We start from the raw sequence: 25,334 nt of genomic DNA on the forward strand, positions 1-25,334 counted from the left end.
ACATCGGGCTCCGATGCTAGCAAAAGTTAAGTCGTTCCTGGACTGGCGGTTAAAAGCGCCGAAACGGTGCGTTTCGAAATGCCGGCAACCGCGGGCGCGGTGGCGGCGATAGCGGCGGCGTCGCCGCGTCCCAGAGTGTCGGCGTATTCGGCGGCGAAATCCTGCCAATGGGCGGCTTCGCGAGTTTCGGCAATCGAGCGGCCATCCACATTCTGCGTGGCTTCCGCCAGTATGGCCCGAACATCTCCGTGCGATTTACGAATCAGCTGCTGAGCGTTGGCGATTTCCTGCAAGGTGCGCCGAGTCGACGCGGCGTCGGTGCTGCTCCACTTCGAGGGTTGGATCGCCTGCTCCGGCACAACGACGCGGACGTGATTGAACTGACCGGTGGGAAAGCGGCGTCCGCCTCCCCGAATGGCGAGCGAATCGCGCACCTGCGGCCATTTCGCCTCGGACACGCTGAACGCCAGCTCTCCCTTCGCATCGCGAGTGGCGCGGACGCCCATCGGGGCGAGCGCCCGATCCAATGCGCCGACGATAGCGGTCTGAGACTGATTCGGATCGACGCTGATGGACGTGGACTGGCGAGACCAGCGGCCGACGGCGAAGCTCAAAGTCTCGGCGTCGCCCTTCTGCAATGTTTCGAAACTCAAGCCGCGCACCGCGAATTCTTGTTTCGCCTGCGAGTCAGCATTGAACTTCAGATTCCCATCCAGCGCGCCAGCCGTGGCGGCGGATCGCTGTTGCCAGAACTGGTTGAACTTCTCGATGGCGGCAGCTGCATCGCCCGAGTTCAGCTCTTTACGTAGCGCGCGCAAACGCGCATCAGCCTCGGACAGAAACTGCAGCGCCTGCTGCGCGCCCGAAACCTGACGATTTAATTGGCCATCGTAGGCCTTCAGTCCGCCGCGGAGCGTGACCGACGAAATGGGCTCGATCTTGGCGACCGGCGCGGTCGACTCGGTCCGCCCCAGCGAAACGCTTTCGACAGCGCTGCGCGAAGTGACCTGGCGACCGGAATCTACGACAGAGAGTTGCATTTAGAACACGTTGAACAGCGAGAGCTTGCTGACTTCCGCGTACGCCTTCTGCGTCGCCTGCACCGCCGTCGAGTAGCCGTTCAACTTCACCGCGGCGTCGGCGTAGTCGAGCTGGCCCAGAGTCAGCGCCGCTTGTTTGTTCGACAAGCTCACATTCGCGTGACTGGTTTCCAGCGTCGCGATGATGTTCTGCGCACCGCCCAGTCCAGCGATACGACCACTGATACTTTCCACGGCGGCATCCAGGCCGTCGAGCGCACCGTTGATTTCGGCACGCACCGCCGGATCGTTTACGTTCACGCCCGGCACCTGCAAGGTCGTCATCGCACGCTCCAGCTGATTGAGCAGCGTCGCGACTTCGGGCAGCGTGACGTTCGCAGGCTGGGTCATGCCCTGCCCGACGGCAACGCTCTGAAGTTCAGTGTTGCCGGTAAAGGTGTAGCGAGCGCCCACGGGCGCGGCAGGATCGTAGGTCACCGCCGGCGAATCGACCGCCGTGCCCGAGAAAACATATCGACCTTCCGCATCGGCACTGTTTGCCACGTAGAACAGACTGTCGAGCAGAGGCTGCAAGGATCCGGCCATGGCTGCAACGTCCTCCGAAGTGTTTCCGCCGTCCGCCGTCCACACCAGCAGATCGCGCACGCTCAGCATGTCGTTGGACATGCTGGTCAGGTAAACCTCGTTCTGAGTCAGGCGGCTCTGGAGGGCGCGGATGTTGTCGCGATATTGATCGAGCGCCGCTTCTTCGCGGTACAGACGCGACATGCGCACCGTGGTCACGGGGTGCTCGGATGGCAGCGAATATTTCTCGCCGCTGGCCATTTTCTGCAGAATGTCCTCGAGTCGATACGAGGCCTTCTGCAAGGCCGTGTTCATCGTCGTGTGATATTGGGTGCTGGAGATACGCATACTGATATCAACCCAGGATGGCCAACGTGCTGCTGAACAGCTCGTTGGCGACCGCGATCACTTTCATGTTGGCCTGATACATCTGCTGGTACTGCATCAGGTTGATGGCTTCCTCGTCCGTGTTGACGCCGCTGGTGGACTTCCAGCTCTCTTCGGCCTGGTTGCGCACGGTCTGCGCGGTATCCATGGCTGCCTGGTTCTGCTGGCTGTCCATGCCGAGCTTCGCGACCAACTGCGTCGACGCGTCAGCCAGTGACACTGAACCCAGGCCCGGCAATGTGACGGGCTGCGAGCGCAGACCGATCAGCGCTAAAAGGTTTTGGCTATTGCCGCCCGCCGTGGCGGTGGACGAGAACGCAAGCTCGCTGCCTTGAACGCCCGGACGCACACGAAGCATGCCGGTGGCCGTCGTGGAATCGAACTCAAACAACGGCGTGCCTGGCGTGCCGTCCGGCGCGAAGCCCGCTGCCAGCTGCGTGTTGACCGCGTCGGCGAGTTGCTCGGCCATGTCGCTGACGGACTGGATCATCGGCAACAGCGTCTTGGTCTCGTAATCTTCCAGCCCGCCGAGCTCACCGCCCAAACCGGACTTGGGCAAAATGAACGCTTCAGAAGCGAAAGCGACCTGCAACGTTTGCGAGCCGTCTGGATTGTTGGTCGCGCTCATCGTGGCCGCGCGACTGCCGACCACCAACGGCTGACCGCCGCGTAACGAAATACTGCGAGTGCCGTCGGCCTGGTCGACGACTTGCAGAGCCACGAGCCCTGCGAGCTCGTCGATTTTGCTATCGCGCGCATCGATCAGCGCGGACGGATTCACGCCGGTGCCTTGGGTGGCTGCGATCTCACGATTCAGCTCGGCGATGTCGCCGGTAAGCGTGTTGATCTGGGAGATCATGGTGTGCCGCTGCTGGACGATGGCCTGGCGCTGATTGGACATCACTTGCGTCAGGCTGTTGAAGCGCTGAGCCAGCGCATCGGCGGCGGTAATGATCTGCTGACGCAGCGGGCTCGACGTGGGATCGACGCTGGCGGCGTTCAACGCGCCAAAGAAGGCGTCCAGACCGCTGTTGATGCCGGACTCCTCGTCGCCCATCACCTGTTCGAGCTGAGTGAAGTAAGGCTGACTCGTGGTGCGTTGGCCGAGCTCGGAGGCGGCGCTCCACATCTGCAGGCTCTTATAACCATCGCTGAAGCGCAGCAGCGCCGGCACCGTGACGCCGCCGCCCGCGCTCAGCGTGCCACTCTGCAACGGCTGCACCGATGCAAGCAGAACGCCCTGGCGCGTATAGCCCGGCGTCATCGCGTTGGCGACGTTCTGGCTGGTGGTCGCGAGCGCGGCCTGCGCGGCCAGGGCTCCCGACAATGCGTTATAGATGATGCTCATTTGCTGGATCCAGAGCGACCAGCGCCGTCGGCGACTTAAATTTTATTGTTATCGGGGGGAAGCAGCTGGCGCACGATCACGTCGGCAATGCCGAACGCGCGCTGCTGAGACATCGCATCGGAAAAAGCCGTGTCCGCGATATCGAGCATGTCGGAGTGCGTGCTGTTGCTGTAGACGCTGTCATCGCCCGCGATTTCACGCGTGGCACTGCGCATCTGCCGGAGCATCTGGCTGATGAAGAAGCTTTCGAACTGTTCGGCCGCGCGCTGCACTTTGGCGTGGTATGCCGTGTCCTCGCCGGACGGAGCAATACCTTGCTCGTCTGGAGATTTAGCCGGCGTCGAAACAGAAGTAACCTTCAACATGGCGGCGTTCTTAGATGACCGTCAACTCGCCTTCAATCGCGCCCACCTGATCCAGCGCCTGCAGGATGGCCATGAGATCGTCCGGCGTCGCGCCCGTACTGTTCACCGTATCGATGATGGCCTGCAGGCTCACGCCTTCGGGCCACTGAAACATGCGCCCCTCATCCTGAGTGACCGACACATCGGACTGCGGCGTGACAACGGTCTGGCCGTTGCTGAACGGATTCGGCTGGCTTACCTGCGGCGACTCGCTGATGATGACCTTCAGGCCACCATGAGAAATCGCGGCGGAGCGTACGCGCACGCCTTCTGAAATAACCACCGTTCCAGTCCGCGAGTTGAAGACGACTTTCGGCAGCGAGCTGCCCACATCGACGGGCAACTGCTCCAAGCCGGCGACGAACGCGACTCGCTGGGTCGGATCCATCGGTGCGGCCACTTCGACGCTCGTGGCATTCCGCGTTGTCGCTACATCGCCATAGCGGCGATTGATGGCCTGCACGATGTTGGTGGCGGTCTGGAAGCTCGGCAGCTTCAGGCTGAGCAGCACGGTCGGGCGAGTGTCGAAGTCGGTCTCGATCTCACGCTCGATTGTGGCGCCATTGGGCACTCGGCCCGAAGTCGGAGAGTTCACAGTCACGCTGGAGCCGCTTGCCCCTTGCGCCGAAAGCCCGCCGACCACGAGATTGCCTTGAGCCAGCGCATAGACTTCTGAATCGGCGGCGCGCAACGGTGTGAGCAACAGCAAACCGCCGCGCAAGCTCTTCGCATCGCCCATCGATGAAACAGTGACGTCGATCTTCTGGCCGCGACGGTAGCCGGGAGGAAACACGGCGCTGACCATCACAGTCGCAACGTTGCGCAGTCGAGGATCGGTTCCTTCGGGGAGCTTCACGCCGAACTGCTTGAGCATGTTGGCCACGGACTGACCGGCAAACTTCACCTGCGTGCCGTCGCCCGTGCCCTGCAAACCAACCACCAAGCCGTAGCCGAGCAACTGGTTCTCGCGAACGCCTTCGACGCTGACGAGCGAGCGCAGCGGCTTGGTGGAAGGCATCGGCACATTCGCCGCGGCATTCCAGCTCGGCACGCTGACCAGTAAGGTCAGCGCTAACGCGCGCAAGATTCTCTGCATAACCATGGATCGGGTTCCTAGAACGGCATCCACGGACTGCTGAAGAAGCGCGTCAGCCAGCCCGCCGAATTAGCATCGGCCAGACTGCCGCGACCTGAATAGGCGATGCGTGCGTTAGCCACCCGCTGTGACGAAATTCTATTTTCAGCGTCGATGTCTTCCGCACGCACGAAGCCCGAGACGCGCAGAAACTCTTCGCCCTGGTTCAGATACAGACTCTTTTCGCCATGGACTCGCAGCAGTCCGTTCGGCAGCACTTCCTGCACGATCACGGTCAACGCGCCCTGGAGCGCGTTTTGCTGAGTGCTGGTCGCACCACCGGCGAACTCACGGTCGGCCGAGATGCTGGTGTTCGCATCGATAGTGCTGTGGCCGATGGTGAAGTTCGGGATCTCGACGCTGCTGCTCTTGCTGATGTTGGTATCGGCGCTCTTGCGAGCCTGCGTCGTTTCCTGCAATACCACCGTCAGCACGTCGCCGGGACGGAATGCACGCACGTCCGCCACCAACGCCCACGGACGCTCTGCCGTGAACACACCGCCCGACGTTCCCTTGGGAAGCGCGGTGAACGTCGGCAATGCGGCTTCCTCTTCTGCTGGCTTCTGACGCGGCAGCATCGAGCAGCCCGACAGCAGCAGCACGACAAGGATGGCGGACCAGTGACGAACGCTCATGAGCATTACCGGACAGCCGCAGCCAGATACTGGAGCATGTTGTCGGCCGAGGTCAGCACCTTGGTGTTCATTTCGTACGTGCGTTGGGCGGCGATCATGTCGACCATTTCTTCGACCACCTGCACGTTCGAACCTTCGAGCGCGCCCTGCTTCAGCTTGCCCAATGCGTCCTGACCCGGAACGCCTTCGGTGGGCACGCCACTCGCGACGGTCTCCTGATACAGGTTGTCGCCGAGCGCGAGCAGGCCCGCGGGATTCATGAAGTTCACCAGCGTGATCTGACCGACCTGCACCGGCTCGGTGTTGCCCGGCACGTTGGCCGACACTTCGCCGTTCTCGCCGATGACGACGTTGGTGGCATTCACGGGGATGGTCACTTCCGGCGCGATGGGCATACCCGTCGCAGTCGTGAGGCGGCCCTCATCGTTGACGGTCAGAGCACCGGCGCGCGTGTATGCGAATTCGCCGTTCGACTGCTCGACCTGGAAAAAGCCCTGGCCCTGAATCGCCACGTCGTAGGTCTGACCGGTGGTCTGCATGTTGCCGGTGGTGAACACCTTCTGCGTGCCGACCAGGCGCGTGCCGTTGCCGAGCTGCACGCCCGACGGCGATACGGTGTTGTCGTCGTTGCGGGCGCCAGGCGGACGCTCGACCTGATAAAACAAGTCCGCGAACACTGCGCGATCGCGCTTGTAGCCGACCGTGTTCACGTTGGCGAGGTTGTTGGCAATGGCCTGCAGCTTGGCGTCCTGCGCCTGCACGCCCGTCTTGCTGATCCACATTGCTGGATTCATGGGAGCTCCAAACTCATCTGTTAGCCGCCGACCAGGCGGTTGCCGCCTTCGGCCATGGCGTCGGCGGCGCGATATAACTTCATCTGAATCTCGAACTCGCGCGTGAGACTCATGACGGCGATCATTTCCTCGACGGCGGACACGTTGCTGCCTTCGAGATGGCCGCTGCGAACGGTGACGGTTTCATCGGCCGCGAACGGCTCGCCGCTACGTGAGACGAGCAAACCGGCGGAATTCTTGGTGACCGCTGCAGGATCGGGCTTCACCAGACGCAGCCGATCGACCTGCTGCGTCTCAACCTGTCCGGGCGCTTGAATCGAGATCACGCCATCGCTCGCGACCTGCACGCGAGAGAACTGCGGAAGAACGATCGGACCGCCGTCACCGAGCACCGGACGACCGTCAAGCGTCAGCTGCCCGTCTTGATCGACCATGAAGTGGCCTGCACGCGTGTACGCCTCGCCCTCACCGAATTGCACGGTGAAGAAGCCCTGGCCAGAGATCGCGACGTCGAGATCCTGGCCGGTCTGACGCAACACGCCTTCGCGCGAAGACACCGAGTTGGCCTGCAACTGACTCATATGTCGGGAGTCGTAGCCATAACCGGTATCGACGGGCTGACTGGTCGCCAGCTCGAGATCGGCGCGAAACCCGCCAGTCTCGAGGTTCGCGAGATTGTTGGCGTGAATGCGCTGAGCGCGCATGCTGCGCTCGGCGCCACTCATCAATGTATAGATCAATGCGTCCATGAGCGCGCTCAGACCGCCTGCATCAGCGCCTGCATCATCTCGTTTTCGGTCGCGATGACTTTGGTGTTGGCCTGATAGTTACGCTGCGAGCTCATGAGCTGGACCAGCTGCGCCGTCATGTCGACGTTCGACTGTTCCAGCGAGCCCGGAGTCAGCGTGCCCGCCATGCCCGAGCCTGGTGTGAAATACAACGGAGCACCGGACGCCGTCGAGGTCGTCCAGGCCGTGTCGCTGATCGGGATCAGCGCGCCTTCGGCTGGGAACGTGGCAACGGCGAGCGTGCCAACGCGCTGCTTCTCACCGTTGCTGTATTGGGCCATCACGCCGCCATCTTCGGAGAGCTGCAGGCCGAGATACGTGCCGGCGGCATAACCATTGGTGGCGTTCGTGGTCGTCGTCGCCTCACCCGCCGACTGCGTCGTGCCGGCGTAGCTCACATCGAGCGTCAGCGGAGCCGCGCCCGGAGGCGTGCCCAACGCGAGCGGCACGGTTCCGGCCGGAGCGACGAGCTGACCGCTGGTGTTGAAGTCGAGCACGGTAGTGGTCGGCAGAGCGACGCCGTCGCTGCTGTAATGAACCGTCACTTGATTGGTGCCGGTCTTCACGAAGTACTGTGTGACGCTGTGCTGGACGCCCAGCGAGTCATACACCACCGACACCATCGAGCCATTGAAGGACTGCGGATCGGTGCTGTCGAAGGGAGCCACGGTCGGCACCGTCCAATCGGCGGACAAGTTGCCGACATAGTTCAACGTCGTGCTGGGCTGCGCCGGGATCTGACCGGTCGGTATTTGCAGATCGCCGAAAGCGCCGAGCGCCGTGCTGTTCGCCACAGCGGCATAGCCCTGCACGCGGCGGCCGAAGCTGTCGGAGAGATAACCGTCTTTGTCGACGGAGAAAATGCCGACGCGCGTATAAACCTCAGCGCCCGTCGTATCGCGCGTGACAAAGAAGCCGCGACCCTGCAACGACGCATCGAGGCTGCGGCCGGTGGTGAGGATGCCGCCGCCGATGTCGATGCTCTGAGTCAGCGACGACGCCTCGGTGCCCATCGCCTGCGTGCCCGAATACATCGCGGCGAAGTTCGCGCGGCTGGACTTGAAACCATAGGTGCCGGCATTGGCGATGTTGTTGCTGATCGCGTTCAGCTCGGTGTTGATGGCGTTGATGCCGGACAGTGCGATATTGAAGCTCATGGGCGCTCCTGAAGAGACTTATTGAGACCGGCCGTTGAAGGCCGTGATGGCGCTGGCGCCGATGCTGCCCAGGTTGCTGACCTGGAGCACTGCGCCTTCGGTGGCGGAGATGCGTACGCTCTGCAAGGTGCCCTGCACTTCGATGGCAGGATCCTCGTTCGTCGCGGTCTCCACGCGCATGGAATACGTGCCGGGCGCAAGACCCAGCTCCTGAGGATCGATCTGGAAATCGACCGGGCCCGCCGCTTGCGTGCCGAGCTCGATACGGCGCTGCTGACCGGAAGCGTTCTCCAGCACCAGCGCGACCGAGGCGCTGCTCGAATCCAGCGTGAACTGACCCGAGACTGTCGCGTCGTCGAGCACGACGCGATCCGTCACTGCGGTGACGTTCGAACCGACCTGCGCGCCGAGCGCCATCACCTGCATGCTTTCGAGCATGGCGGCGCTGGCGCCGGTTTGAGCGACCATCTGCTGCATCGATTCCACCTGCGTGAGCTGCGTCAGCTGGCTGACGAACTGGCTCGGATCGGTGGGCTCGAGCGGATTCTGGTTCTGGATCTGCGCGACCAGCAATCTCGTGAACAACTGCGTCATCTCGCCGTTGCCGGTGATGGCGCTGGTCATCGAGTTGCCGGCATTCGCGCCGGAATCGATTCCGTTGGTGCCGATGGTCACGATTACTCCTCGCCCAGCCGCAGCAGCGACTGCTGCATGGACTTGAGCCGGTTCAGCACTTCCACGTTGGTCTCGAAGGCGCGGGACGCCGACATCATGTCGGTCATCTCGGCCACGGAATTCACATTCGGGTAGAACACCACGCCTTCGGCATTGGCGAGCGGATTGCCCGGCTCGTACGACTCACGCACAGGCTCGGTACTTTCGACGACATCGAGCACCTGCACGCGAGCGCCGGCGAGCGCGGCATCGTCGGTGGCATTGCTTTCGAACAGAGCTGCAAACACCGGCTTACGGGCGCGATAGACTTCCTCGGCGCTGCTGGCCGCGGTGTCCGCATTGGCGAGATTGCTCGCGACGGTGTTGAGCCGCACGCTCTGTGCGGTCATCGCCGAGCCGGCAATATTGGCGATTTCACGAAACGACATGCGTTATTCCTCTATTGCCTCAGCCTTCGATCGCCTTGGCCAGGCCGCGCAGCTTCATACCGATGAACGTCAGAGAGGTTTGGAAGTCGGATGCGTTCTGCGAGAATGCGGCCTGCTCCACGCCCAGCTCGACGGTATTGCCGTCTGCTGACGGATTATTCGGCACGCGATACATGGTCTCGGGCGCACCGGTATCGAGGGTGAGACCCGCCTCTTCGCTTGTGGCCGTGGCGCGAGCCAGGCTCGCGGCGAAATCGATGTCGCGCGCCTGATAGCCGGGCGTGCTCTCGTTCGCGAGATTGGACGCCAGGATGCGCGTGCGGTCGGCACGCAGACGCAGAGCGTCGGCGTGAAGGCCCAGAGCTTTGTCGAAGTTGATGGCCATCTTGGTCAGCGATGCTTATGAAACCATTCGTCTACACATTGCTGTTCTCGCTTGCGCTGCCCGCCTCCGACGCGTGGTCCGCGAGTGCGGTGGAAAACGCAGTCGAACGCGTGGCGCGAGAACACGTGTCGCGATACGCAGACTCCATCGGCTGGACGAACCCGCAACTTAAGCTGAAACTCAGTTCAGCAAATCTCGGTGGGTGTCCGGACGATGCGCGTATAGAAACAATCGACGCACGCCATCCTTCGCGCATGCGGTTCGCCGTGTTGTGTAACGGTGAGAAGCGCGAGGTCGTGGTCCGAGCAACCATTGCCGCTGACGTAGTCGTCGCGACACAAGATCTGAAAGCCGGCCGCCCTATCGACGCATCGTCTCTGACGCTGGAGAGGCGCGATGTCACCGCCACTCCGGGCGCGCTGGCGAACATTGAAGATGTCGCGGGCAAAACCAGCCGGCGCGCCATGCGCGCCGGACAGTTGGTCGACCGCCGGTGGTTGAACGAGAGCGTGCTGGTGAAACGCAACGCGAAGGTCACCATCGTCGCGCGCAACGCGGGCGTCGAGGTGCATGTCGCTGCCGAGGCGCTGCAGTCTGGAAAGCGCGGCGAAGTCATTTCGGTGAAGAACTCGACCAATGGCGCCGTCATCCGAGTGCGCGTCATCGCGCAAGACACGGTGGAGCCGTTGGGAATTCCCCCGGAGGCGACGCAGTAGCGCTCACGCGGGCGCATACGTCCCTGCGCTGTTCGTCTGCATCACTCGCTGCAGGATTTCGTGCTGAGTCATCAGCAGATGACAGTTGCGCTCGTTGAGGCGCTTGCATTCCTGCACCTGCCGCTCCAGCGTCCGCCACCACTCGTTGAAAGCCGGGCGGGCATTGGCGGGTAAGCGCTCCGCGACCGCTGAAATCGTCACATTGCTCTGCTTGCCAACGAGCAACTTCGCGAGCGTCACGCGCTCGACACGACGCTTCTCCAATTGTGAGGTGAGCTCGGTAATGCGATTGGCGACGTCGTTGATCACCGCCGCGCGATGCTTGAGCGCCGCATCGAACTGCGCCTCCAGCAACTCACGCAGCGTGCGATAGTCGCCAAGATCGGCGTGCACGCCTTTGATCAGGCGGCTGAGCGCCTCACGCGCTGTCATCTGCCGCTCCGGTGATAACGCTCGATCAGCGCGGCGAGCTTGGCGGGATTGAACGGCAACTCACCGCGCTCCAACGCCGCCTTCAACGCCGACACCTTCTCATTGTCGATGTCGGGCAGCTCCCGAATCGCGGCCATCGCCGGCTGCAACACTGTCGATTGCAACGTCGACGTGCCGGTGGTCACAGCGGTCGCCGGCGTGCGAATTTCAGCGGCGGGAGCGACGCTCGCCACCGGAGTGGCGGCGGAACCCGGAACGACCTTCATGTTGGAACCTCGAGACTTGGTGCGCATGACTACATGTCCCTGTTGTGCAACTGATCGCGCAGAGCTTCGAGCTCTTCGCTGTCAGGCACGCTGACGCTCACGCCATCGAGCAACGGCAGGGTTTCCGTCGGCGCACCGAACATCTCGGCGATGTTGCGCGCCTGGTCGCTAGTGAGAATGAGCAATTCGATACGACGGTTCTCGGCCGCCGTGGTGTCTTCAGGATTGATGGGAGCGCGATCGGCTTGTCCCACGACCTGCAGCACGCTCGTCGCCGGCATCCCGCCCGCGAGCAGAAAACTGCGCGCCGCCATGGCGCGCTCGCTCGACAACGTCCAATTGGAGAAGGCGTTGTAGCTGCGATCGGCGTACTGCAACGAATCGGTGTGGCCCACGATCAACATCTGGTTGTCGATCTGTTGGAACAGCGGGCCCAGGCTTTTCAACAAGCGGCGGAAGCGCTCGTTCGGCGCGGAACTGCCCCGCTGAAACATGCCCTGCTTATCCGTGTCATGCATCAACACACGCAAGCCGGTGGGCGTGATGATGGTGCGAATGTTCTTGGCCAGGCCGACATCGGCGGCGAGCTGCGCCAGAATTTTCGAGAGCTCGGCCATGTCGGCGTGCGACTCGTAGTGCGCCTTCGACAGGCGCATGCCTTCGCCCGGACCGGCCGGATCGCTGTCGCCCGTGTTTGCCTTGCGCTTGCCGAGCGTATCGCCTTTGCTCGGCAGCGGCTGACGCTCGATCAAACTACCTCGCGGTCCACCCATCGCGACAGACACACGCCCCTGTCCTTCTTCCAGCAGACTGCCACCCGCTGCCTTCAGCAGATCCTCCATCTGCTCCTGCTGGCGCGAAGCCATCAGCCACATCACGAGAAATAGTGACAGCAACGCGAGACAAAAGTCCGCGAATGCGACTTTCCATGCAGCGCCCCCGTGCCCCTCCTCGCCGTGACGGCGAGTCACACGCTTGACGACGGCTTGCTGGCCTTTATCAAGCTTGCTGAGCACGTAAGTCTCCCTTACGACGTCGCGGTGTGGCGGGCTCGTCCTCCGAATCCGGATTACGCAGTTTGTCGATCCAGCTTTCCAGGCGTGCGAAGCTCGGCTTGGTATTCAACTGCACCAGGCGACGGCCCGCATCGATAGCCAGCAGCGGCGGCTTGCCAGCAACGTGCGTGACCAGCACGACCTTCACCGAATCCAGCGCCTGGCGCTCGTCGTCCACCAGCTGGCGCATGCGATTGGCGATGGGATCGAGCACGCCGTAACACATGAAGATGCCGATGAAGGTGCCGACCATCGCGGCCGCCACCGCCATCGCGACTTCACCCGTGTCCGCGCCTTCGGCCACCGAGTTCATGGCCATCACGATGCCGAGCACCGCGGCCAGAATGCCGAAGCCCGGCATGGCGTCGCCGACCTTGCTCAAGGATTTTGCCGGCTGCATCATTTCTTCGTGGATGGCGCCGATTTCCTGATCCAGCACGCCTTCCAGCTCGTGCGCGCTGATCTTGCCCATGGCCATCAAGCGGAAGTTGTCGACGATGAAGTGCAACAGCTTGGGCTCGTGCAGAATCATCGGATAGCGCTTGAACAGCTCGCTCTCGTGCGGAGCTTCGACGTGCGCATCGAGCGCCTTCAGCCCCCCGGCCGCGGTCTGCAACAACTCATACATCAGCAGCAGCAACTGACGCTGGAACTCCTCGCCGTTCTTCTTACGGCCGAGCACTTCCTTCACCTGCAGCCACATCTCGCTGAGCACGTGACGCGGATTGCCGAGGATGATGGTGCCGCAGCCGGCGCCGATGATGATGATCAGCTCCACCGGCTGCCAGATGACGCCCATGTCTCCGCCGTGGAGCATGAAGCCTCCGAACACACACAACAGAATGGTGGCAATGCCAACGAGCGACTGCATCGATCGACCCTCGCTGCTACTGCAGCAGCTCCCGTAACTTTTTCAGCGCCAGTTTGTTGATCTGGCACACCCGCGCCTCCGTGATATCCAGCACGTGCGCAATCTCTTTCAAGCTCAGATCGAACTCGTAATAGAGCTGCACCACGCGCTGCTCCCGATCGTTCAAACGCCGCAGCGCCTGTTCGATGCTGCGTTGGAGCAGCAGGTGCGACTCCGGCGAATGCCGCCGATCGCCCGACTGCTCGGTCAACTGCTGTAACAACTCGTCGAAGTTGGCGAGCTGCTCGGCGCTCTGCGCCAGCTGATAGTCCTGATACTGCTCGACGGTGAGTCCGAGCGCCTGCTGGATCTCCGCAGCCGTCGGCTCGCGACCGAGCTTTCGCATCAGCTCACGCACGCCATCGCGCACTCGATGACTTTCCTGACGCACCGTCCGTGGACGCCAATCCTGACGGCGCAGCTCATCCAGAATCGCGCCCCGCACTCGCACCGTGGCGTATGCAGGAAACTTTTCATCGGGAACGCCGTAGCGACGCAGCGCGTCCAGCAATCCCATCAAACCGATCTGCTGCAGATCCTCGCGACCGATGGCGCCGCCAGTCTGCAATTCCAGCTGCTTGACGACGCGCTTCACCAGAGGCGCGAACGTCACCAGGTGACGTTGCTCGTCCACGGCGCTCATCGGCGCCGGGACAAACTCATCCGCGACTGCGTATCCCGCTTGCATACTTACTCGACGATGAACTTGCCGATCATCACGTCGACGAACGGCTGCTCGGCGCGATCCCTGGTGTAGGTGTCCGCGTAGGCCTTGATGATCGTGGCCGTCAGTTCTTCCACCGTGATCTTGCTGGCAGCGTCCATCGTGAGCGTGGACAGCGCCTTCACCGCGATGCTCTTCAGCAGCGGCAATTGCTCGCGGGTGTCCTTTTCCAGTTCCTCGGGCGTCTTGAACACGAGGTCGACGGCCAGGTAGTGCGGGGCCGGCTCACCTTCCACGCCGCGCAACATGACGATGACCTTTTCGAGGTTCAAATATTTGTATTTGCGCGGATCCGCCTCGGGCTCAGGCTCGGCCTCCGGCGCAGCCTCTGCCGTCGCAGTGGCGCTGCTGTCACGCATGAACCACCAAGTCGCGCCGGCGCCGAGGCCGACGGCAACCACGGTCACCGTCAACAGCGCTGCAACGATCTTTCCGAAACTCATGCGCCACGCTCCTCATCCACTGCGAGCGTGAATGACTTGGCCGATTCTTCATTCGATTCCGACAGCGCGCGGCCCGGGGCTTCGCGTTGTGCTTGCGACTGGCGCTGGCCGTGCTGGCTGGCGCTCTGTTCGCGAGAGCTGTCGGAGACGTGCACTGAAACATCGCCGTGCTGACGATGAATCAAATCCTGCCGCAGTGAATCGCCGATGCCGTGCAACTGACGCGCGACCTCGGCATTGCTGGCGCGCAGATGAACCTGGATGCTGCCCGCTTCACGCTGGATCACGATCTCGATGGTTCCCATCGAGGGCGGATCGAGGCGGATCACGGCATGCTCGCTACGCTGGGTAATCTGCAGCTGAAGGCGTTCGCCCAGCACCACTTCCAACGTCGAGCGCTGCGTGTTCAACGACTGCGCCGGCGATGCGGCGACTGGCGCCAGTACACCGGGCTGTTGAGTCATGCCGTCCACCAGCGCCTGAACCAGGCCGGCATTGGTCACCGAACCAAGCTGGGTGGTACCCAAGGTCGGCTGATTCTCGATGGACAACGCGGCGGCCGTGCTCTTCGATACGAGCGACGTTGCGGCTGCATTGATCGTCGCCGCGCCGAGCGACGACGCTTCAGGAATCGCGGCGAGCACGCTCAATGACAGGTGATCGCGTGCGGCCGTTGGCTGCACGGGCTGCGACACCGAATCAATTGGTAACGATGCCTGCGGCTGCTGCGAGAAGCCAACCGAGCGCTGCGCGTATTCCAGTGGCACGGCGATGGGCTGCGTGAATGTAATCAGACCCGAGAACGCCGGGAGCGCTTCGCTGGCGGTCTCCTCTTCAGACGCCACCGGCTGCTGCTGCTCCGACAACAGATCATCGAGCGTCGATTCGCTCGCTGCGCGCGGCGTGACAGGCAGGGTCGCGAGCGCGTCGGCGCTCAACGACTGACGCAGCTGTTCGCCAAATCGAATCGGCGGAATCGTCGGTTGGGCAACCGGCGCCTGGGGAATCAGCAGCTGTGACAACGATGGCTGCACGTTTGCAGCCGGTACGTCGTTGCCGATCAGAGCTGCGCCGAAAGCGATGGCAGTCATGCCTGCTCCCCGGCGACTTCGCCGTGCACGGCATAGGCCATCCAGCCGGCCTTTTGCTCACGCATCTGGCCAAGCCGAGTGCGCATCGCCTGCGTCTCGGCGATGCAACGTTCGCGCGCCTGCTCGTGCGCGCGCTGCACGGTCGCGAGCGCCTTCATCTCGTTCTCTGACCATTGACCCCACTCGGTGCGGCGGGTCAACAACTCGGCGAGCTGACGATCGACGCTTTCCAACAGCGTCCAATCGCCGCGCTGTGAAGCGCTCAGCAAGTTGCGAGCAACGCTCATGAGCTGGCTGTATCGGTCCTGGTTTGGTCGATCCATGGCGTCAACCCAGGCGCTGATGCATGCCCTGCCAGCCGCGACGCAGAGTCGTCAGCAGGCCAGACACTTCGTCGATGATGGTGGGATCCAGGTTGATGCCGGCGCGGTAAAGGCGATCGGCGCAATAGTCATAGAGCCGGCCGAGGTTTTCGCACACCTCGCCGCCGTTCTCGAAATCCAGCGCGCTCGATAACCCATTCAACATGTCCACGCAACGATCCAGGCTGCGCGCTTTTAATTCGTAACGACGCGCTTCGATGTGCGCGCGGGCGCGGACCAGCTCTTCGAGCAGCCCGTCGGTCAGCAACAGCACCAGCTGCACCGGCGAGGCGTGCGCGACCTGCGCCTTCAAATTGACGGCGTGATAGTTACTGTAGGCTTCGTGATTCACGATCGTGTTTGCTCCTGAAGTCTCGCGCTCGGCCTATGCAGTCGTGCCGACCGTCGCGAACAAGCCCGACGTCTGACTCATGCGCTCCTGCAGAACCTGCAACTGCGTGAACTGCATGAGATAACGCTGATAAGCGTGGTCGTACTGGGCATCGAGGCGCGTCTGACGCGCGGAGAGATTCTTTTGCAGGATCTGCAGACTGTTCTGGCGGGTGGCGATCTGGCCGCTGCCGCTGTCCAGCCACTGATCCAGATACTGGCTCATGCCGCCCAACAAACCCGTGGGCGCGGAAATGCTGGCGCTGCCGAATACTTTGTCGAGCGCTGCCGGATCGGCCTGCAGAGCTTTTTCCATGCGCGCCTGATCGAGCGACAGCTGGCCGTTGCGATCGGCCTTCACGCCAAGCGCAGTCAGGCTGACGCCCTCGTACTCGGTGCGAAGAATGCTGTTGAGCCGGCTGCTGAGCGTGCGAATGCCCGCATCGGAAGCAAATGGCCCAGCCGCGGCCGATTCGGAGCCGGACTTGGTGAGCGAATCGATTGCAGTGCGCAGCGTGTTATACGCCTTGATGAACTCCTGCACTTTGCTGGCAGTGCCGGCGGTGTCGTCGCTAACGGTGAGCGTCAACGGCGCTTCGGTGTTCGTCATCGCACGCGTGAACGTCACGCTCACACCTTCGATGCTGTTGAAGGTGTTCGACGCCTGTTGCATGCGAACGCCGCCCTGCCCGCCCAACCACACAACGGCATCTTGAGCTGCAGTCAGCTGGCGCGAGTTGCTGAGCGCGGTCTGCAGAGTGCTCGGCGGCAACGCGCTGGCGTCGACAGTGATCGCGCCCGCGGCGCCGGTGCTGGTCGAATTCAGCAGCAACTGCGTCTGGCCGCCCGTGGTGACGACCGAAGCCACGACCTTGCCCTGATTGTCGTTGGCCTGATTGATGGCGCGCGCGATTTCGGCTTGCGAGATCGTGCCATCGGAATCGCTGTCGGCTGCCACGAGATTCACGTTGAACGAGCTGCCGTCGGCGAGCTGCACGGTGATCGGGCCGCCGAGCGACACAGGCACCGCCGGCAGATCTTCGAACACGATCTGATGAGCGGTCGCAAGCTGCTCGACATGAAATTGATAGCTGCCCGGCTGCGCCTTCGACGTGGTCGTCGCGGTGGCAATGCCACTGGTGTTGAACGACGTCGCGAACTGCTTCAGGCCCTTGCTCGAGGACAAAGCGCTCAGCGCGGTATCGAACGCACTCAGCGCCGAACGCAGAGTGGTGAGCGCAGTGGCTCTCTTCTGCGCATTCTGGGTCTGCGTGGTCAGCTGCGTCTGCGTCGACTGCGTGTACGCGGTCGCGAGTTGCGTGGCGGTGGTGACTGGATCGAGTGTGGCCATGGCATCTTCCTCGGAGCGGAGTGCTTCAGTCGTCGAAAGGCGACAGAAACCGCGAGGAACTTAAGTCGGCATTGGTTTTTACTTGTTACGCCACCAGACCTGCGACGCCAGCTCGTCCTGGTGCTTTTGGTCGCGCACCTTTGTGACGTGACGCACATTCGACTGCTCCCGCCGCAGCACTTGGTCGAGCGCTTCGTGACGGCGCGCCGCGTCGATCAGCTCGCGCTGAGACAGTGCAAGCTGCGACTCGTGCAATGACAGATCGAGACGATGCGTGGCGACCATTCTTAACATAGCTTGTTTGTAACCGGCCCGATTCAGCGCGAGCGCGGGCGAGCCGCCCACCGGGCCGCTGGCGTCGCACAGGCTCTGCAAATTGGAAAGATTGCGTAGATAACGCTCGCGAGTCGCCCGCTTCTCGGCGACATCGGCGCTGAGGCGATCGACTTCGCGACTTTGCAGGTCGACCAGCCGTCCCAGGCTGCGCAGACGTTGACGTTCGCTCATTTGATCAATCCTTCGAGTGCTGCGATGGTCTGCGTCAGCGGCGCCGCTTCACGCGTGCCCTGATGGAGGAATGCCTCGATGCGCGGATACAGCTCGACCGCCTTGTCGGTGGCCGGATCGGCGCCGGGCACATACGCGCCCAGCGGCAACAGGTCGCGCACCTGCGCGTGCTTGGCGACCATCGCGAGTAGGCCGCGAGCAGCGCGCTGATGCTGCTGGCTTGCCACCAGCGACATACAACGGCTGACCGATTGTGAGATATCGATGGCCGGATAGTGACCGCGCTCGGCGAGCTGACGGGTCAGCACGATGTGACCATCGAGAATGGCGCGCGCCGTATCGACGACCGGATCCTGCTGGTCATCACCTTCGGCGAGCACGGTATAGATGGCGCTCATGCTGCCCTCCTCGCGCTCGCCGTTGCCGGCGGTCTCGACCAACTGCGGCAACAGACTGAACACTGAAGGTGGATAACCGCGCGTCGCCGGCGGCTCACCCAACGCGAGCGCGACTTCACGACGCGCCATCGCATAGCGGGTCAACGAATCGACCAGCAGCAACACGTCGTTTCCCTGATCGCGAAAATGCGCGGCGATGGAATGACACAGCTCGGTGGCGCGTAAACGCATCAGCGGCGATTCATCGGCAGGGGCGACCACGACGATGGCGCGCTTCATCCCGGCTTCGCCGAGTGACAGATCGATGAACTCGCGCACTTCTCGCCCGCGCTCACCGATCAAACCCACGACGACGACATCGGCGACTGTCTGCCGCGTGATCAATCCGAGCAGCACGCTCTTGCCGACGCCGCTGCCCGCCATCAAACCGACGCGCTGGCCCTTGCCGAGCGTGAGAATCCCGTTGATGGCGCGAACGCCGACGTCTAACGGCTCCTTCACCGGTTTTTTCTTCAGCGGATTGACGCGCGGCGGCTGCATGTCCAGCACGTGCTCGCCACCGAGGCGACCGCGACTATCCACCGGTTCGCCCAACCCGTTGACGATGCGACCGAGCCACGACGGCCCGATCCGCAACACATCACGATCCGTTTGCGGCAGCACGCGCGCACCGGTCGCAAGACCTTCGGGCCGCTTGAACGGCATCAAATAAGAGACATCCTCGCGGAAGCCGACGACCTGCGCATCGATCCATTCGCCATTGCCGGTTTCGACACTGCAGCGCTGACCGGTGCTCAACGGACAGCCGCGACTTTCCAGCAGCAGGCCGGAAGCGCCGACGAGTCGGCCGGTCGGTGTTGCGATTGGCACCGAGTTCAACTCGATGCCGCGAAGCGCGGCGCCGATCATGCCGCGTTCACCGAGTCATGAGATTGCGGCAACAAACGCTCTTCGATCTGCTCCATGCACGCGGCAAGGCGCTGACTGCAGCCCGCGTCGGCTTCGCGTTGGCCCGCCTTCACACGGCATTCGCCCGGCTCGAGCTTATCGTCGGCCCACAGGTTCCAACGCTCGGCCTGCAGCGGATCGAGCTCGATGATGCGCTCGCAATCCTCCGGATTGAGATAAACGACGATTTCATCCGCCGCCACGCGCGGCATGGTGGCGAGCGCTTCGTCGACCAGCGCGAGCAGCTGCAAAGGCTGCGTCTGAATTTCCTTGCGAATGACCTGGCGCGCCACTTTGGCGACCAGCTCGATCACTTCCTTGCGCATGGCCGTCTGATAGTCGGCCTGCATTTGTTTCAGCTGTTCGAGCATCTCGCTGGCGGGACCCGCGAGACGTTCGAAACGCGCGAGCGCTTCCTGCCGACCGGCTTCGATACCTTGCTGCTTGCCCTCGTCGCGACCTTCCTGCCGACCCGTCTCCATGCCGGAGCGCAGTCCGCTTTCGTGACCTTCGCGATAGCCCCGCTCCATGCCCCGCTGATAGCCATCCTGCATGGCCGATGCGACTTGCGAAGGCATGGCGCCGGGCCCGGCCCATGCGTTGGGATCCGTCAGTTGCGCCAGCGCGGCGAAGCGATGAGGACGCCAGGCGCGGTTCATTCCAGCACCGCCTCCGCGAACAACTGCACTTCGATCTCGCCGGCATCGGCGAGCGCTTTCACCTGCGCCATGATTTCGTTGCGCGCCTGCTCGACACGGCTGCGCGACACGGGACCGCTACGACGCATGGTTTCTTCGAAAGTCTGTGCCTGACGCCGCGGCATCACACGAATAATGGCGTCGCGCACTGCCGGCTCCGCGCCCTTGAGCGCGATTGCCCATTGCTCGACCGGCACGTCTTCCATGATTCGCAACAGGGTCGGCTCGGTCTGCCGCGAAAGAATGAAGAAGTCGTACATGCTGCGCTCGATCTCGGCGACCACTTCGGCGTCGTGACTGCGCAGGACCTCGACCATGCGCGAGCGATTGTCGGGCAGACGATTGAGGATCTCGGCCACCTGCCGCACGCCGGCGACGCTCGTGCTCTGCAAGCCGAGGCTCGCGAGGCAACGCTCCACCAGCTGGTCCAATTCCACCAACAGCTCGTGATCCACTTCGTTCAAGCGGGCAAGATTGACCAGCACCAGCTCTCGTGTGCCGGACGGCAAAGCTTCGATGACTTGACCGGCCAGCGTCGGAGGCAGGAACGCGAGGAACACGGTCTGCATGCGCACGTGCTCCTGGCTGATGAGATCGGCCAGCCACTTCGGCGACGCCCACTGCAGGCGCGCGAGCTTCGGACGGATGGCGTCTCCGTAAATACTGTTCAGCACGCTGTCCGCGATGTCGGAGCCGAGCGCCAGATCGAGCGAGCGCTTCAAATAGGAACGAGATGCGCCGTGCACGCCGCTCTGCTGGCGATACTCGTCGAAGAAACGTTGCAACGACTGCTTCACCGCTTCGACTTTGATGCCGCTGATGCGCGACATCACTTGCGTTACTTCGAGCAGCTCCTCGCGCGACAGGCAACGAAGCACGGCGGCCGCCGGCTCCTCGCCCATGCTCAGCAAGACGATCGCGGCCTGCTCCAGCGAGCTTGCCCCGGCTACCGGAGTGACTGCATTACTCGCGTCGGACATTCTTCTGCACCCACTGCTTCACGACTTCAGCAACGCGCTCCGGCTCCTTGGCCGCCAGCGCGCGCAGATGATCAACCATCACATCGACCGGCGAGCCCGGCGGCGGCAGGTCGTAATCCTCCAGCAGCGGCCCCACCGGGATCGGTCCCTTGTTGGGGCTTGCTGTCGGCAGAGCCGCGGCGGTAGCAACGCCTGCACCCGCCGATACCGGCGTGGCTTCGACTGTTTGCACTCCAGGCTTCTGTTCACCCGGTGCAGGCAACGCCAGTCGCTGCTTGGCCATGCCCAACAGGGGTCGCGCGATGAGCAGATAGCCGAGCAACGCGGCCAGGGCGTAGCCGAGATAGACGCCAATGTCGAACACGCGCTCGGGCTGCTTCCACCACACCGGCGCTGCGGGCGCATTCGGGAACGCCAGCGAAGAAACGACCAGGGTGTCACCGCGCGCAGTATCGATGCCGAGGCCGCTACGCAAGATGCGATCGATGTTTGCGAGCTGCGCTTCGTTCCACGCGGCGCCGCCCGGAGCCACTGCGTCGTTGAGCACGACCGCGACACTCAGCTTCTTCAGCCGACCGCGGCTGCGCTGGATCTGCGTAACCGTGCGGTCATACGCAAACTGCCGCGTCGACGCGTTTCGCTGCTTGGTGCTGTCGCCCGGGTCTGCGGTGTTCGCCGCTACGTCGATGGGCCGATTACTCAACGAGCCTGGCACGCCCAACCCAACGGGATCGGTGTCCGATTCGGCGCGAACCGACTCGTTGGTGACCTTGGGCGTATCGCCGTACTGCTCGCGCGTCTCTTGGACGCGGTCGTTGTCGACATCCGCGGTGACGCTGAGCTTGAAGTTGTCGTTGCCGACGATGGGCGCGAGCAGATTCTCGACGCTGCGCAGAGTCTCGTCGCGGTAATGATTCGCGGCATCGTTGACCTGCGTCGACTCGTAACCTTCGGTAAGGTCCACGCGGGCGGACAGCAAGTTGCCCGACTGATCGACCAGCGTGACTTTCTCGGCAGCGAGGCCGGTCGTGCTGCTCGCGACCATCTGCACGATTGCGGCGATCTGTTCATTGGAGAGCTTGCGCCCGGGCTTCAAGCCGACCACCACGGACGCCGAGCTCGGCTCGGCGGTGTTGATCACGAACGAGGACGACTTGGCGATCGCGATGTGCACGCGCGCCGACTCGACCGCGTCGATGGTCATGATGCTCTGAGCAAGCTCGCCTTCCAGGCCGCGACGGAAACGCACGTCCTGCACGAACTGACTCACGCCGAGCGGATCGCTGCGATCCATGAGCTCGAGGCCGGCCGGCAATTGCGCCACCACGCCCTTCGACGCGAGCAACATGCGCACTTCGCCCAGCCGGTCCTGCGGGACGAGCACTTGTCCGGTATCGGGATGCAAACGATAAGGAATTCCGGCGCCATCGAGCACCGTCATCATGTCCGCGGCCGCGACCTTCTCGCGCGCGCCGAACAGCGGCTTGTACTCGGACTGATCGCGCCAGGCGAACATCAGCACCACGGCGGTGATGACGGTCGCCAGCAAGACGATCGGCATCAGGCCACGCATCAGCGCCTGCCATTCGAATGGCGCGGCGGCCGCGGATCCGTTGGGCACGGACGCGGCGCCATTGCCTGGCCACCATCTGGCCACAGCGGCTTTCAAAGTATTGGTCACGGGAGCGGGTCTACAACGGCAGCTTGATCAGGTCTTCCATGGCCCCGACGATTTTGTTTCGGGTTTGCATCAGCATGGAGAACGACAGACTGGCCTGCTGGCTCGCGAGCATCGCGCCGACCAGGTCGTCGCTCTGACCGGCATCGACGGCGGCCATCTTCTCGGCGGCAGCTCGATCTTGTGCGTCGACGTGGTGCACGGCGCGTTCGAACAGCGAAGCAAATCCATCGGCGCGCGGCGCTTGGTCATTTGCTGAGGGCTGCGGCGGGGTTTGCCGTAGTGATACGGCGTCTTCGACGATACGCGCCTGCACGGCATCGATCGCGGCAGCCATGTGGCTGGAAGAAAACTGCGTTACTGGCATCGCTTAATCCTTTCGCTCATCGGGTCGCTCAAGACGCCGCAGTGCATTGAGCCTTCCGTTGCATCGACGCGCGCTCGCAGCAGTTGAGCGTGCAACCAACCATTTGCTACACGGCGCACACTTTTTTGTATGACTTCATCGCAACCGTGCGCGCACGTTTCGGGCTAAACCCTAACGCCCACTCAGACCGAGCATGAGAAACAGAAGCAGCACTAAAGAAAGTCGATCGCACATGCGATAACGGCCGCGATGACGACGAAACAATCACACGCTCGCACGCACATCGTGATCGACCCGCGCACCATGGGTCGTCCAGTGCATTTGCTCGGCGGCTTCGCGAATGTACTGCGCGACGAGGTGACAGATTTTTTAAGAACTCGTGTCAATCGTCGCTACAAGGCGAGCTTCCAGATCGACGCTGCGTCGTTTATCGCCGCTCCCGCCGATACGCAGCGCTGGCTCACCTACTCCGCTGGCGACGGGCGCATTCACTTCGCGATCGATCGACCGTTGTTGTTGTGCCTGCTGCGCTATCGCTACGGCTCAGTGATGCCAGAGGTGAGTACAAGTACCGACGGGGAAAACATTCCGCCGTCGCTGCCCATCGACGAACCGGAGACCGCCACCGAAGAACGGCTCTGCGCCATGTTGGGCCAACAACTCGCCGAGCTCACGGTGCGACGGATCGAATCGGTGCAACGACCGCAGCCCGAGACTATCCCGACGATCAGCTTCACCGAGGCGGCGATGCATGGCTCGTGCGACGGCGACTGGCTGTTGCGACTGTCGCTCTCCGAAAGCCGTTGCAATGTCAGCGGCACGCTCATGCTGAAGATTTCCGCGGCCTGGATGACACGTCTGTTACAGGCGCTGACGCCGAACCGCGAACGCTCGAGACAAAAACAAATGGCGGCGACCAAGCCGTTTCCGGCTCGCCTGCAGCTGACTTTGCGGGCGCGCCTGCTGGAAAAGGAAGTGCCGCTTGCGACACTGCTCGATCTGCGACAGGGGGACGTATTGCCGATCAGCCTGGGAGACGCCGATGTGCTCATCGGGGATTCCCGGCTGTTCACCGCCAGCATCGCCGAACACCACGGCAAGCTGTGTCTCACTTCGTTAGCCGACGTGGATTGAACATGAACAACGCATCGAACGCTCCCGACGACCATCTGCTGGCTGACCTCGAAGACGTCCTCGACGATGAAGTCCCCGCCGCCACACCGGCCGCCCCTGCCCCGGCCAAACGCAATTTCGCCCAGATGATGCGCCGGATTCCCGTGACGCTGACGCTCGAAGTGGGCTCGGCGAAATTGTCCTTGCAGGATCTGGCCGAGATCGAGCGCAACAGCGTCGTCGAGCTGGACACGCTGGCCGGCGAGCCGCTGATCATCAAGGTCAACGGCACTGTGATCGGCCGCGCCGAAGTGGTCGTCAGCGGCGAGAACTACGGCCTGAAAGTGGTCGAGCTCAGCGATTTGAATCTGGACTCGCTCACGTCATGAGTTCCTCGCAAGCGCGCTCTACTGCGCGCCTGCTGAGCTTGATGGCTGCACCGTTGCTGTTGCTGGGCTTACTAGCAGCCGCCGGCGCAGCACCCATCGAGATCATCGGCGCCAGCTCCGACGGCAACACCACAGAGTTCACGGTCAAGACTCAGGTCCTGATCATCATGACCCTGCTCGGGCTACTGCCCGTGCTGGCGTTGATGACGACCTGCTTCACGCGCTTCGTGATCATTCTGGCGCTGTTACGCCAGGCTCTCGGCTTGCAGCAGGGACTGCCGAATCGCATCGTCACTGGCGTGGCGCTGATTCTCACGTTGCTGGTGATGCGTCCCATCGGCGAACAGATCTACACCGAAGCGCTGGTGCCGTTCGACAACGAGCAGATCACTTTCCAGCAGGCGTTGAAGACCGCCGAAGAGCCACTGTCGCGCTTCATGCTCGCGCAGACTCACAAGGGCGCGCTGACGCAGATGGCGGAGCTTTCCGGCGAGGCGCACATCACCGATCCGAAACAGCACGGCTTCCTGGTGAAGCTGTCCGCGTTCGTGCTCAGCGAGCTGAAGACCGCGTTCCAGATCGGCTGCATGCTGTTCGTGCCCTTTCTGATCATCGATCTCGTGGTGTCCTCCGTGCTCATGGCCATGGGCATGATGATGCTCTCGCCGCTGGTCATCTCGCTGCCGCTCAAGCTGTTGCTGTTCGTGCTGGTGGATGGCTGGACGCTGACGGTGCAGACATTGGTCGGCAGTATTCAGGCGTATTAGCGAGCGTGA

The 25,334-nt window shown here is 62.7% G+C and carries 32 protein-coding genes; 4 read left to right on the top strand and 28 right to left on the bottom strand.

All coding sequences use genetic code 11. The features are described from left to right. Positions 1–26 precede the first annotated feature (26 nt). The 12 genes from VGD45_RS23070 to flgB are packed head-to-tail and all read right to left on the bottom strand — an operon-like array spanning position 27 to position 9,740. A complete protein-coding gene (locus VGD45_RS23070) occupies positions 27–1,040 on the bottom strand; it encodes a hypothetical protein (protein ID WP_331157711.1) in 1,014 nt (337 codons plus the stop codon). Then, a complete protein-coding gene (gene flgL / locus VGD45_RS23075; RefSeq protein WP_331157712.1) occupies positions 1,041–1,952 on the bottom strand; it encodes a flagellar hook-associated protein FlgL in 912 nt (303 codons plus the stop codon). A 7-nt stretch (positions 1,953–1,959) separates the two neighbouring features. Next, complete coding sequence (flgK, locus tag VGD45_RS23080) at positions 1,960–3,339, bottom strand: flagellar hook-associated protein FlgK (protein WP_331157713.1); 1,380 nt, start codon at positions 3,337–3,339, stop codon at positions 1,960–1,962. A gap of 35 nt (positions 3,340–3,374) precedes the next feature. Beyond that, positions 3,375–3,704: a rod-binding protein gene (locus tag VGD45_RS23085; RefSeq protein ID WP_331157714.1), complete on the bottom strand. Its 330-nt coding sequence runs from the start codon at positions 3,702–3,704 to the stop codon at positions 3,375–3,377. 10 nt (positions 3,705–3,714) lie between these two features. Beyond that, positions 3,715–4,839 carry a flagellar basal body P-ring protein FlgI gene (locus VGD45_RS23090; protein WP_414717600.1) on the bottom strand — a complete coding sequence of 375 codons (1,125 nt, stop codon included), beginning with the start codon at positions 4,837–4,839 and terminating at the stop codon, positions 3,715–3,717. Between the two features lie 17 nt (positions 4,840–4,856). Next, positions 4,857–5,513 (bottom strand): flagellar basal body L-ring protein FlgH, encoded by a 657-nt coding sequence (gene flgH, locus VGD45_RS23095; RefSeq protein ID WP_331157716.1) that lies wholly within the window; start codon positions 5,511–5,513, stop codon positions 4,857–4,859. Between the two features lie 5 nt (positions 5,514–5,518). Further along, on the bottom strand, positions 5,519–6,307 hold the full coding sequence (gene flgG / locus VGD45_RS23100; protein WP_331157717.1) for a flagellar basal-body rod protein FlgG: 789 nt from the start codon (positions 6,305–6,307) through the stop codon (positions 5,519–5,521). A 20-nt stretch (positions 6,308–6,327) separates the two neighbouring features. Continuing rightward, complete coding sequence (flgF, locus tag VGD45_RS23105) at positions 6,328–7,056, bottom strand: flagellar basal-body rod protein FlgF (RefSeq protein WP_331157718.1); 729 nt, start codon at positions 7,054–7,056, stop codon at positions 6,328–6,330. A gap of 8 nt (positions 7,057–7,064) precedes the next feature. Next, complete coding sequence (locus VGD45_RS23110; protein ID WP_331157719.1) at positions 7,065–8,252, bottom strand: flagellar hook-basal body complex protein; 1,188 nt, start codon at positions 8,250–8,252, stop codon at positions 7,065–7,067. A gap of 18 nt (positions 8,253–8,270) precedes the next feature. Continuing rightward, complete coding sequence (locus VGD45_RS23115) at positions 8,271–8,927, bottom strand: flagellar hook capping FlgD N-terminal domain-containing protein (protein WP_331157720.1); 657 nt, start codon at positions 8,925–8,927, stop codon at positions 8,271–8,273. Positions 8,928–8,929: 2 nt separating this feature from the next. Further along, entirely contained in the window at positions 8,930–9,355 is a 426-nt protein-coding gene (gene flgC / locus VGD45_RS23120) for a flagellar basal body rod protein FlgC (RefSeq protein ID WP_331157721.1), read from the bottom strand. A 19-nt stretch (positions 9,356–9,374) separates the two neighbouring features. Further along, positions 9,375–9,740, bottom strand: a complete 366-nt coding sequence (gene flgB / locus VGD45_RS23125; protein WP_331157722.1) for a flagellar basal body rod protein FlgB — start codon at positions 9,738–9,740, stop codon at positions 9,375–9,377. A gap of 17 nt (positions 9,741–9,757) precedes the next feature. Here flgB and flgA point away from each other — a divergent pair, with 17 nt between their 5' ends. Next, the gene (gene flgA / locus VGD45_RS23130; protein WP_331157723.1) at positions 9,758–10,456 is read left to right on the top strand and encodes a flagellar basal body P-ring formation chaperone FlgA; all 699 of its coding nucleotides are present in this window, start codon (positions 9,758–9,760) and stop codon (positions 10,454–10,456) included. Between the two features lie 3 nt (positions 10,457–10,459). Here the strand turns inward: flgA and flgN are convergent, their stop codons facing one another. The 16 genes from flgN to VGD45_RS23210 form a co-directional block, all read right to left on the bottom strand. Then, entirely contained in the window at positions 10,460–10,888 is a 429-nt protein-coding gene (flgN, locus tag VGD45_RS23135) for a flagellar export chaperone FlgN (protein ID WP_331157724.1), read from the bottom strand. After that, entirely contained in the window at positions 10,885–11,181 is a 297-nt protein-coding gene (gene flgM / locus VGD45_RS23140) for a flagellar biosynthesis anti-sigma factor FlgM (RefSeq protein WP_331157725.1), read from the bottom strand. Before flgM ends, flgN begins: the two co-directional genes overlap by 4 nt. 2 nt (positions 11,182–11,183) lie before the next feature. Next, positions 11,184–12,170, bottom strand: a complete 987-nt coding sequence (locus VGD45_RS23145) for a flagellar motor protein MotB (protein ID WP_331157726.1) — start codon at positions 12,168–12,170, stop codon at positions 11,184–11,186. Next, a complete protein-coding gene (gene motA, locus VGD45_RS23150) occupies positions 12,154–13,080 on the bottom strand; it encodes a flagellar motor stator protein MotA (RefSeq protein ID WP_331157727.1) in 927 nt (308 codons plus the stop codon). The genes VGD45_RS23145 and motA overlap by 17 nt, the downstream gene beginning before the upstream one ends. A 16-nt stretch (positions 13,081–13,096) precedes the next feature. Beyond that, complete coding sequence (locus VGD45_RS23155) at positions 13,097–13,807, bottom strand: FliA/WhiG family RNA polymerase sigma factor (RefSeq protein WP_331157728.1); 711 nt, start codon at positions 13,805–13,807, stop codon at positions 13,097–13,099. 2 nt (positions 13,808–13,809) lie between these two features. Continuing rightward, positions 13,810–14,286, bottom strand: a complete 477-nt coding sequence (locus VGD45_RS23160; protein WP_331157729.1) for a flagellar basal body-associated FliL family protein — start codon at positions 14,284–14,286, stop codon at positions 13,810–13,812. After that, positions 14,283–15,377 (bottom strand): flagellar hook-length control protein FliK, encoded by a 1,095-nt coding sequence (locus VGD45_RS23165; protein ID WP_331157730.1) that lies wholly within the window; start codon positions 15,375–15,377, stop codon positions 14,283–14,285. The genes VGD45_RS23160 and VGD45_RS23165 overlap by 4 nt, the downstream gene beginning before the upstream one ends. Continuing rightward, positions 15,374–15,700, bottom strand: coding sequence for a hypothetical protein (locus VGD45_RS23170; RefSeq protein ID WP_331157731.1), 327 nt, complete (start codon positions 15,698–15,700; stop codon positions 15,374–15,376). The genes VGD45_RS23165 and VGD45_RS23170 overlap by 4 nt, the downstream gene beginning before the upstream one ends. Before the next feature lie 4 nt (positions 15,701–15,704). Further along, the gene (fliS, locus tag VGD45_RS23175) at positions 15,705–16,094 is read right to left on the bottom strand and encodes a flagellar export chaperone FliS (RefSeq protein WP_349263342.1); all 390 of its coding nucleotides are present in this window, start codon (positions 16,092–16,094) and stop codon (positions 15,705–15,707) included. A 30-nt stretch (positions 16,095–16,124) separates the two neighbouring features. Continuing rightward, the gene (gene fliD / locus VGD45_RS23180) at positions 16,125–17,480 is read right to left on the bottom strand and encodes a flagellar filament capping protein FliD (protein ID WP_331157733.1); all 1,356 of its coding nucleotides are present in this window, start codon (positions 17,478–17,480) and stop codon (positions 16,125–16,127) included. Between the two features lie 78 nt (positions 17,481–17,558). Next, entirely contained in the window at positions 17,559–17,987 is a 429-nt protein-coding gene (locus VGD45_RS23185) for a flagellar FliJ family protein (protein ID WP_331157734.1), read from the bottom strand. Further along, entirely contained in the window at positions 17,984–19,294 is a 1,311-nt protein-coding gene (gene fliI / locus VGD45_RS23190; protein WP_331157735.1) for a flagellar protein export ATPase FliI, read from the bottom strand. Before fliI ends, VGD45_RS23185 begins: the two co-directional genes overlap by 4 nt. Beyond that, complete coding sequence (fliH, locus tag VGD45_RS23195) at positions 19,291–19,992, bottom strand: flagellar assembly protein FliH (protein ID WP_331157736.1); 702 nt, start codon at positions 19,990–19,992, stop codon at positions 19,291–19,293. Before fliH ends, fliI begins: the two co-directional genes overlap by 4 nt. Next, a complete protein-coding gene (locus tag VGD45_RS23200) occupies positions 19,989–21,011 on the bottom strand; it encodes a flagellar motor switch protein FliG (protein WP_331157737.1) in 1,023 nt (340 codons plus the stop codon). The genes fliH and VGD45_RS23200 overlap by 4 nt, the downstream gene beginning before the upstream one ends. Next, complete coding sequence (gene fliF / locus VGD45_RS23205) at positions 20,995–22,584, bottom strand: flagellar basal-body MS-ring/collar protein FliF (protein WP_414717601.1); 1,590 nt, start codon at positions 22,582–22,584, stop codon at positions 20,995–20,997. The genes VGD45_RS23200 and fliF overlap by 17 nt, the downstream gene beginning before the upstream one ends. Positions 22,585–22,702: 118 nt before the next feature. Continuing rightward, positions 22,703–23,056, bottom strand: a complete 354-nt coding sequence (locus VGD45_RS23210; protein WP_331157739.1) for a flagellar hook-basal body complex protein FliE — start codon at positions 23,054–23,056, stop codon at positions 22,703–22,705. Between the two features lie 249 nt (positions 23,057–23,305). Between VGD45_RS23210 and VGD45_RS23215 the strand changes: the two genes are divergently transcribed. From VGD45_RS23215 to fliP, 3 genes are read left to right on the top strand one after another with little or no spacing between them, the layout of a single operon-like run. Continuing rightward, positions 23,306–24,190, top strand: a complete 885-nt coding sequence (locus VGD45_RS23215) for a FliM/FliN family flagellar motor C-terminal domain-containing protein (RefSeq protein ID WP_331157740.1) — start codon at positions 23,306–23,308, stop codon at positions 24,188–24,190. 2 nt (positions 24,191–24,192) lie between these two features. Next, on the top strand, positions 24,193–24,558 hold the full coding sequence (locus VGD45_RS23220) for a FliM/FliN family flagellar motor switch protein (RefSeq protein ID WP_331157741.1): 366 nt from the start codon (positions 24,193–24,195) through the stop codon (positions 24,556–24,558). Next, positions 24,555–25,325, top strand: a complete 771-nt coding sequence (gene fliP / locus VGD45_RS23225; protein ID WP_331157742.1) for a flagellar type III secretion system pore protein FliP — start codon at positions 24,555–24,557, stop codon at positions 25,323–25,325. The genes VGD45_RS23220 and fliP overlap by 4 nt, the downstream gene beginning before the upstream one ends. The last annotated feature ends 9 nt before the right edge of the window (positions 25,326–25,334 follow it).

This window comes from Steroidobacter sp. (genome assembly GCF_036402275.1).
Classification (GTDB): domain Bacteria; phylum Pseudomonadota; class Gammaproteobacteria; order Steroidobacterales; family Steroidobacteraceae; genus Steroidobacter.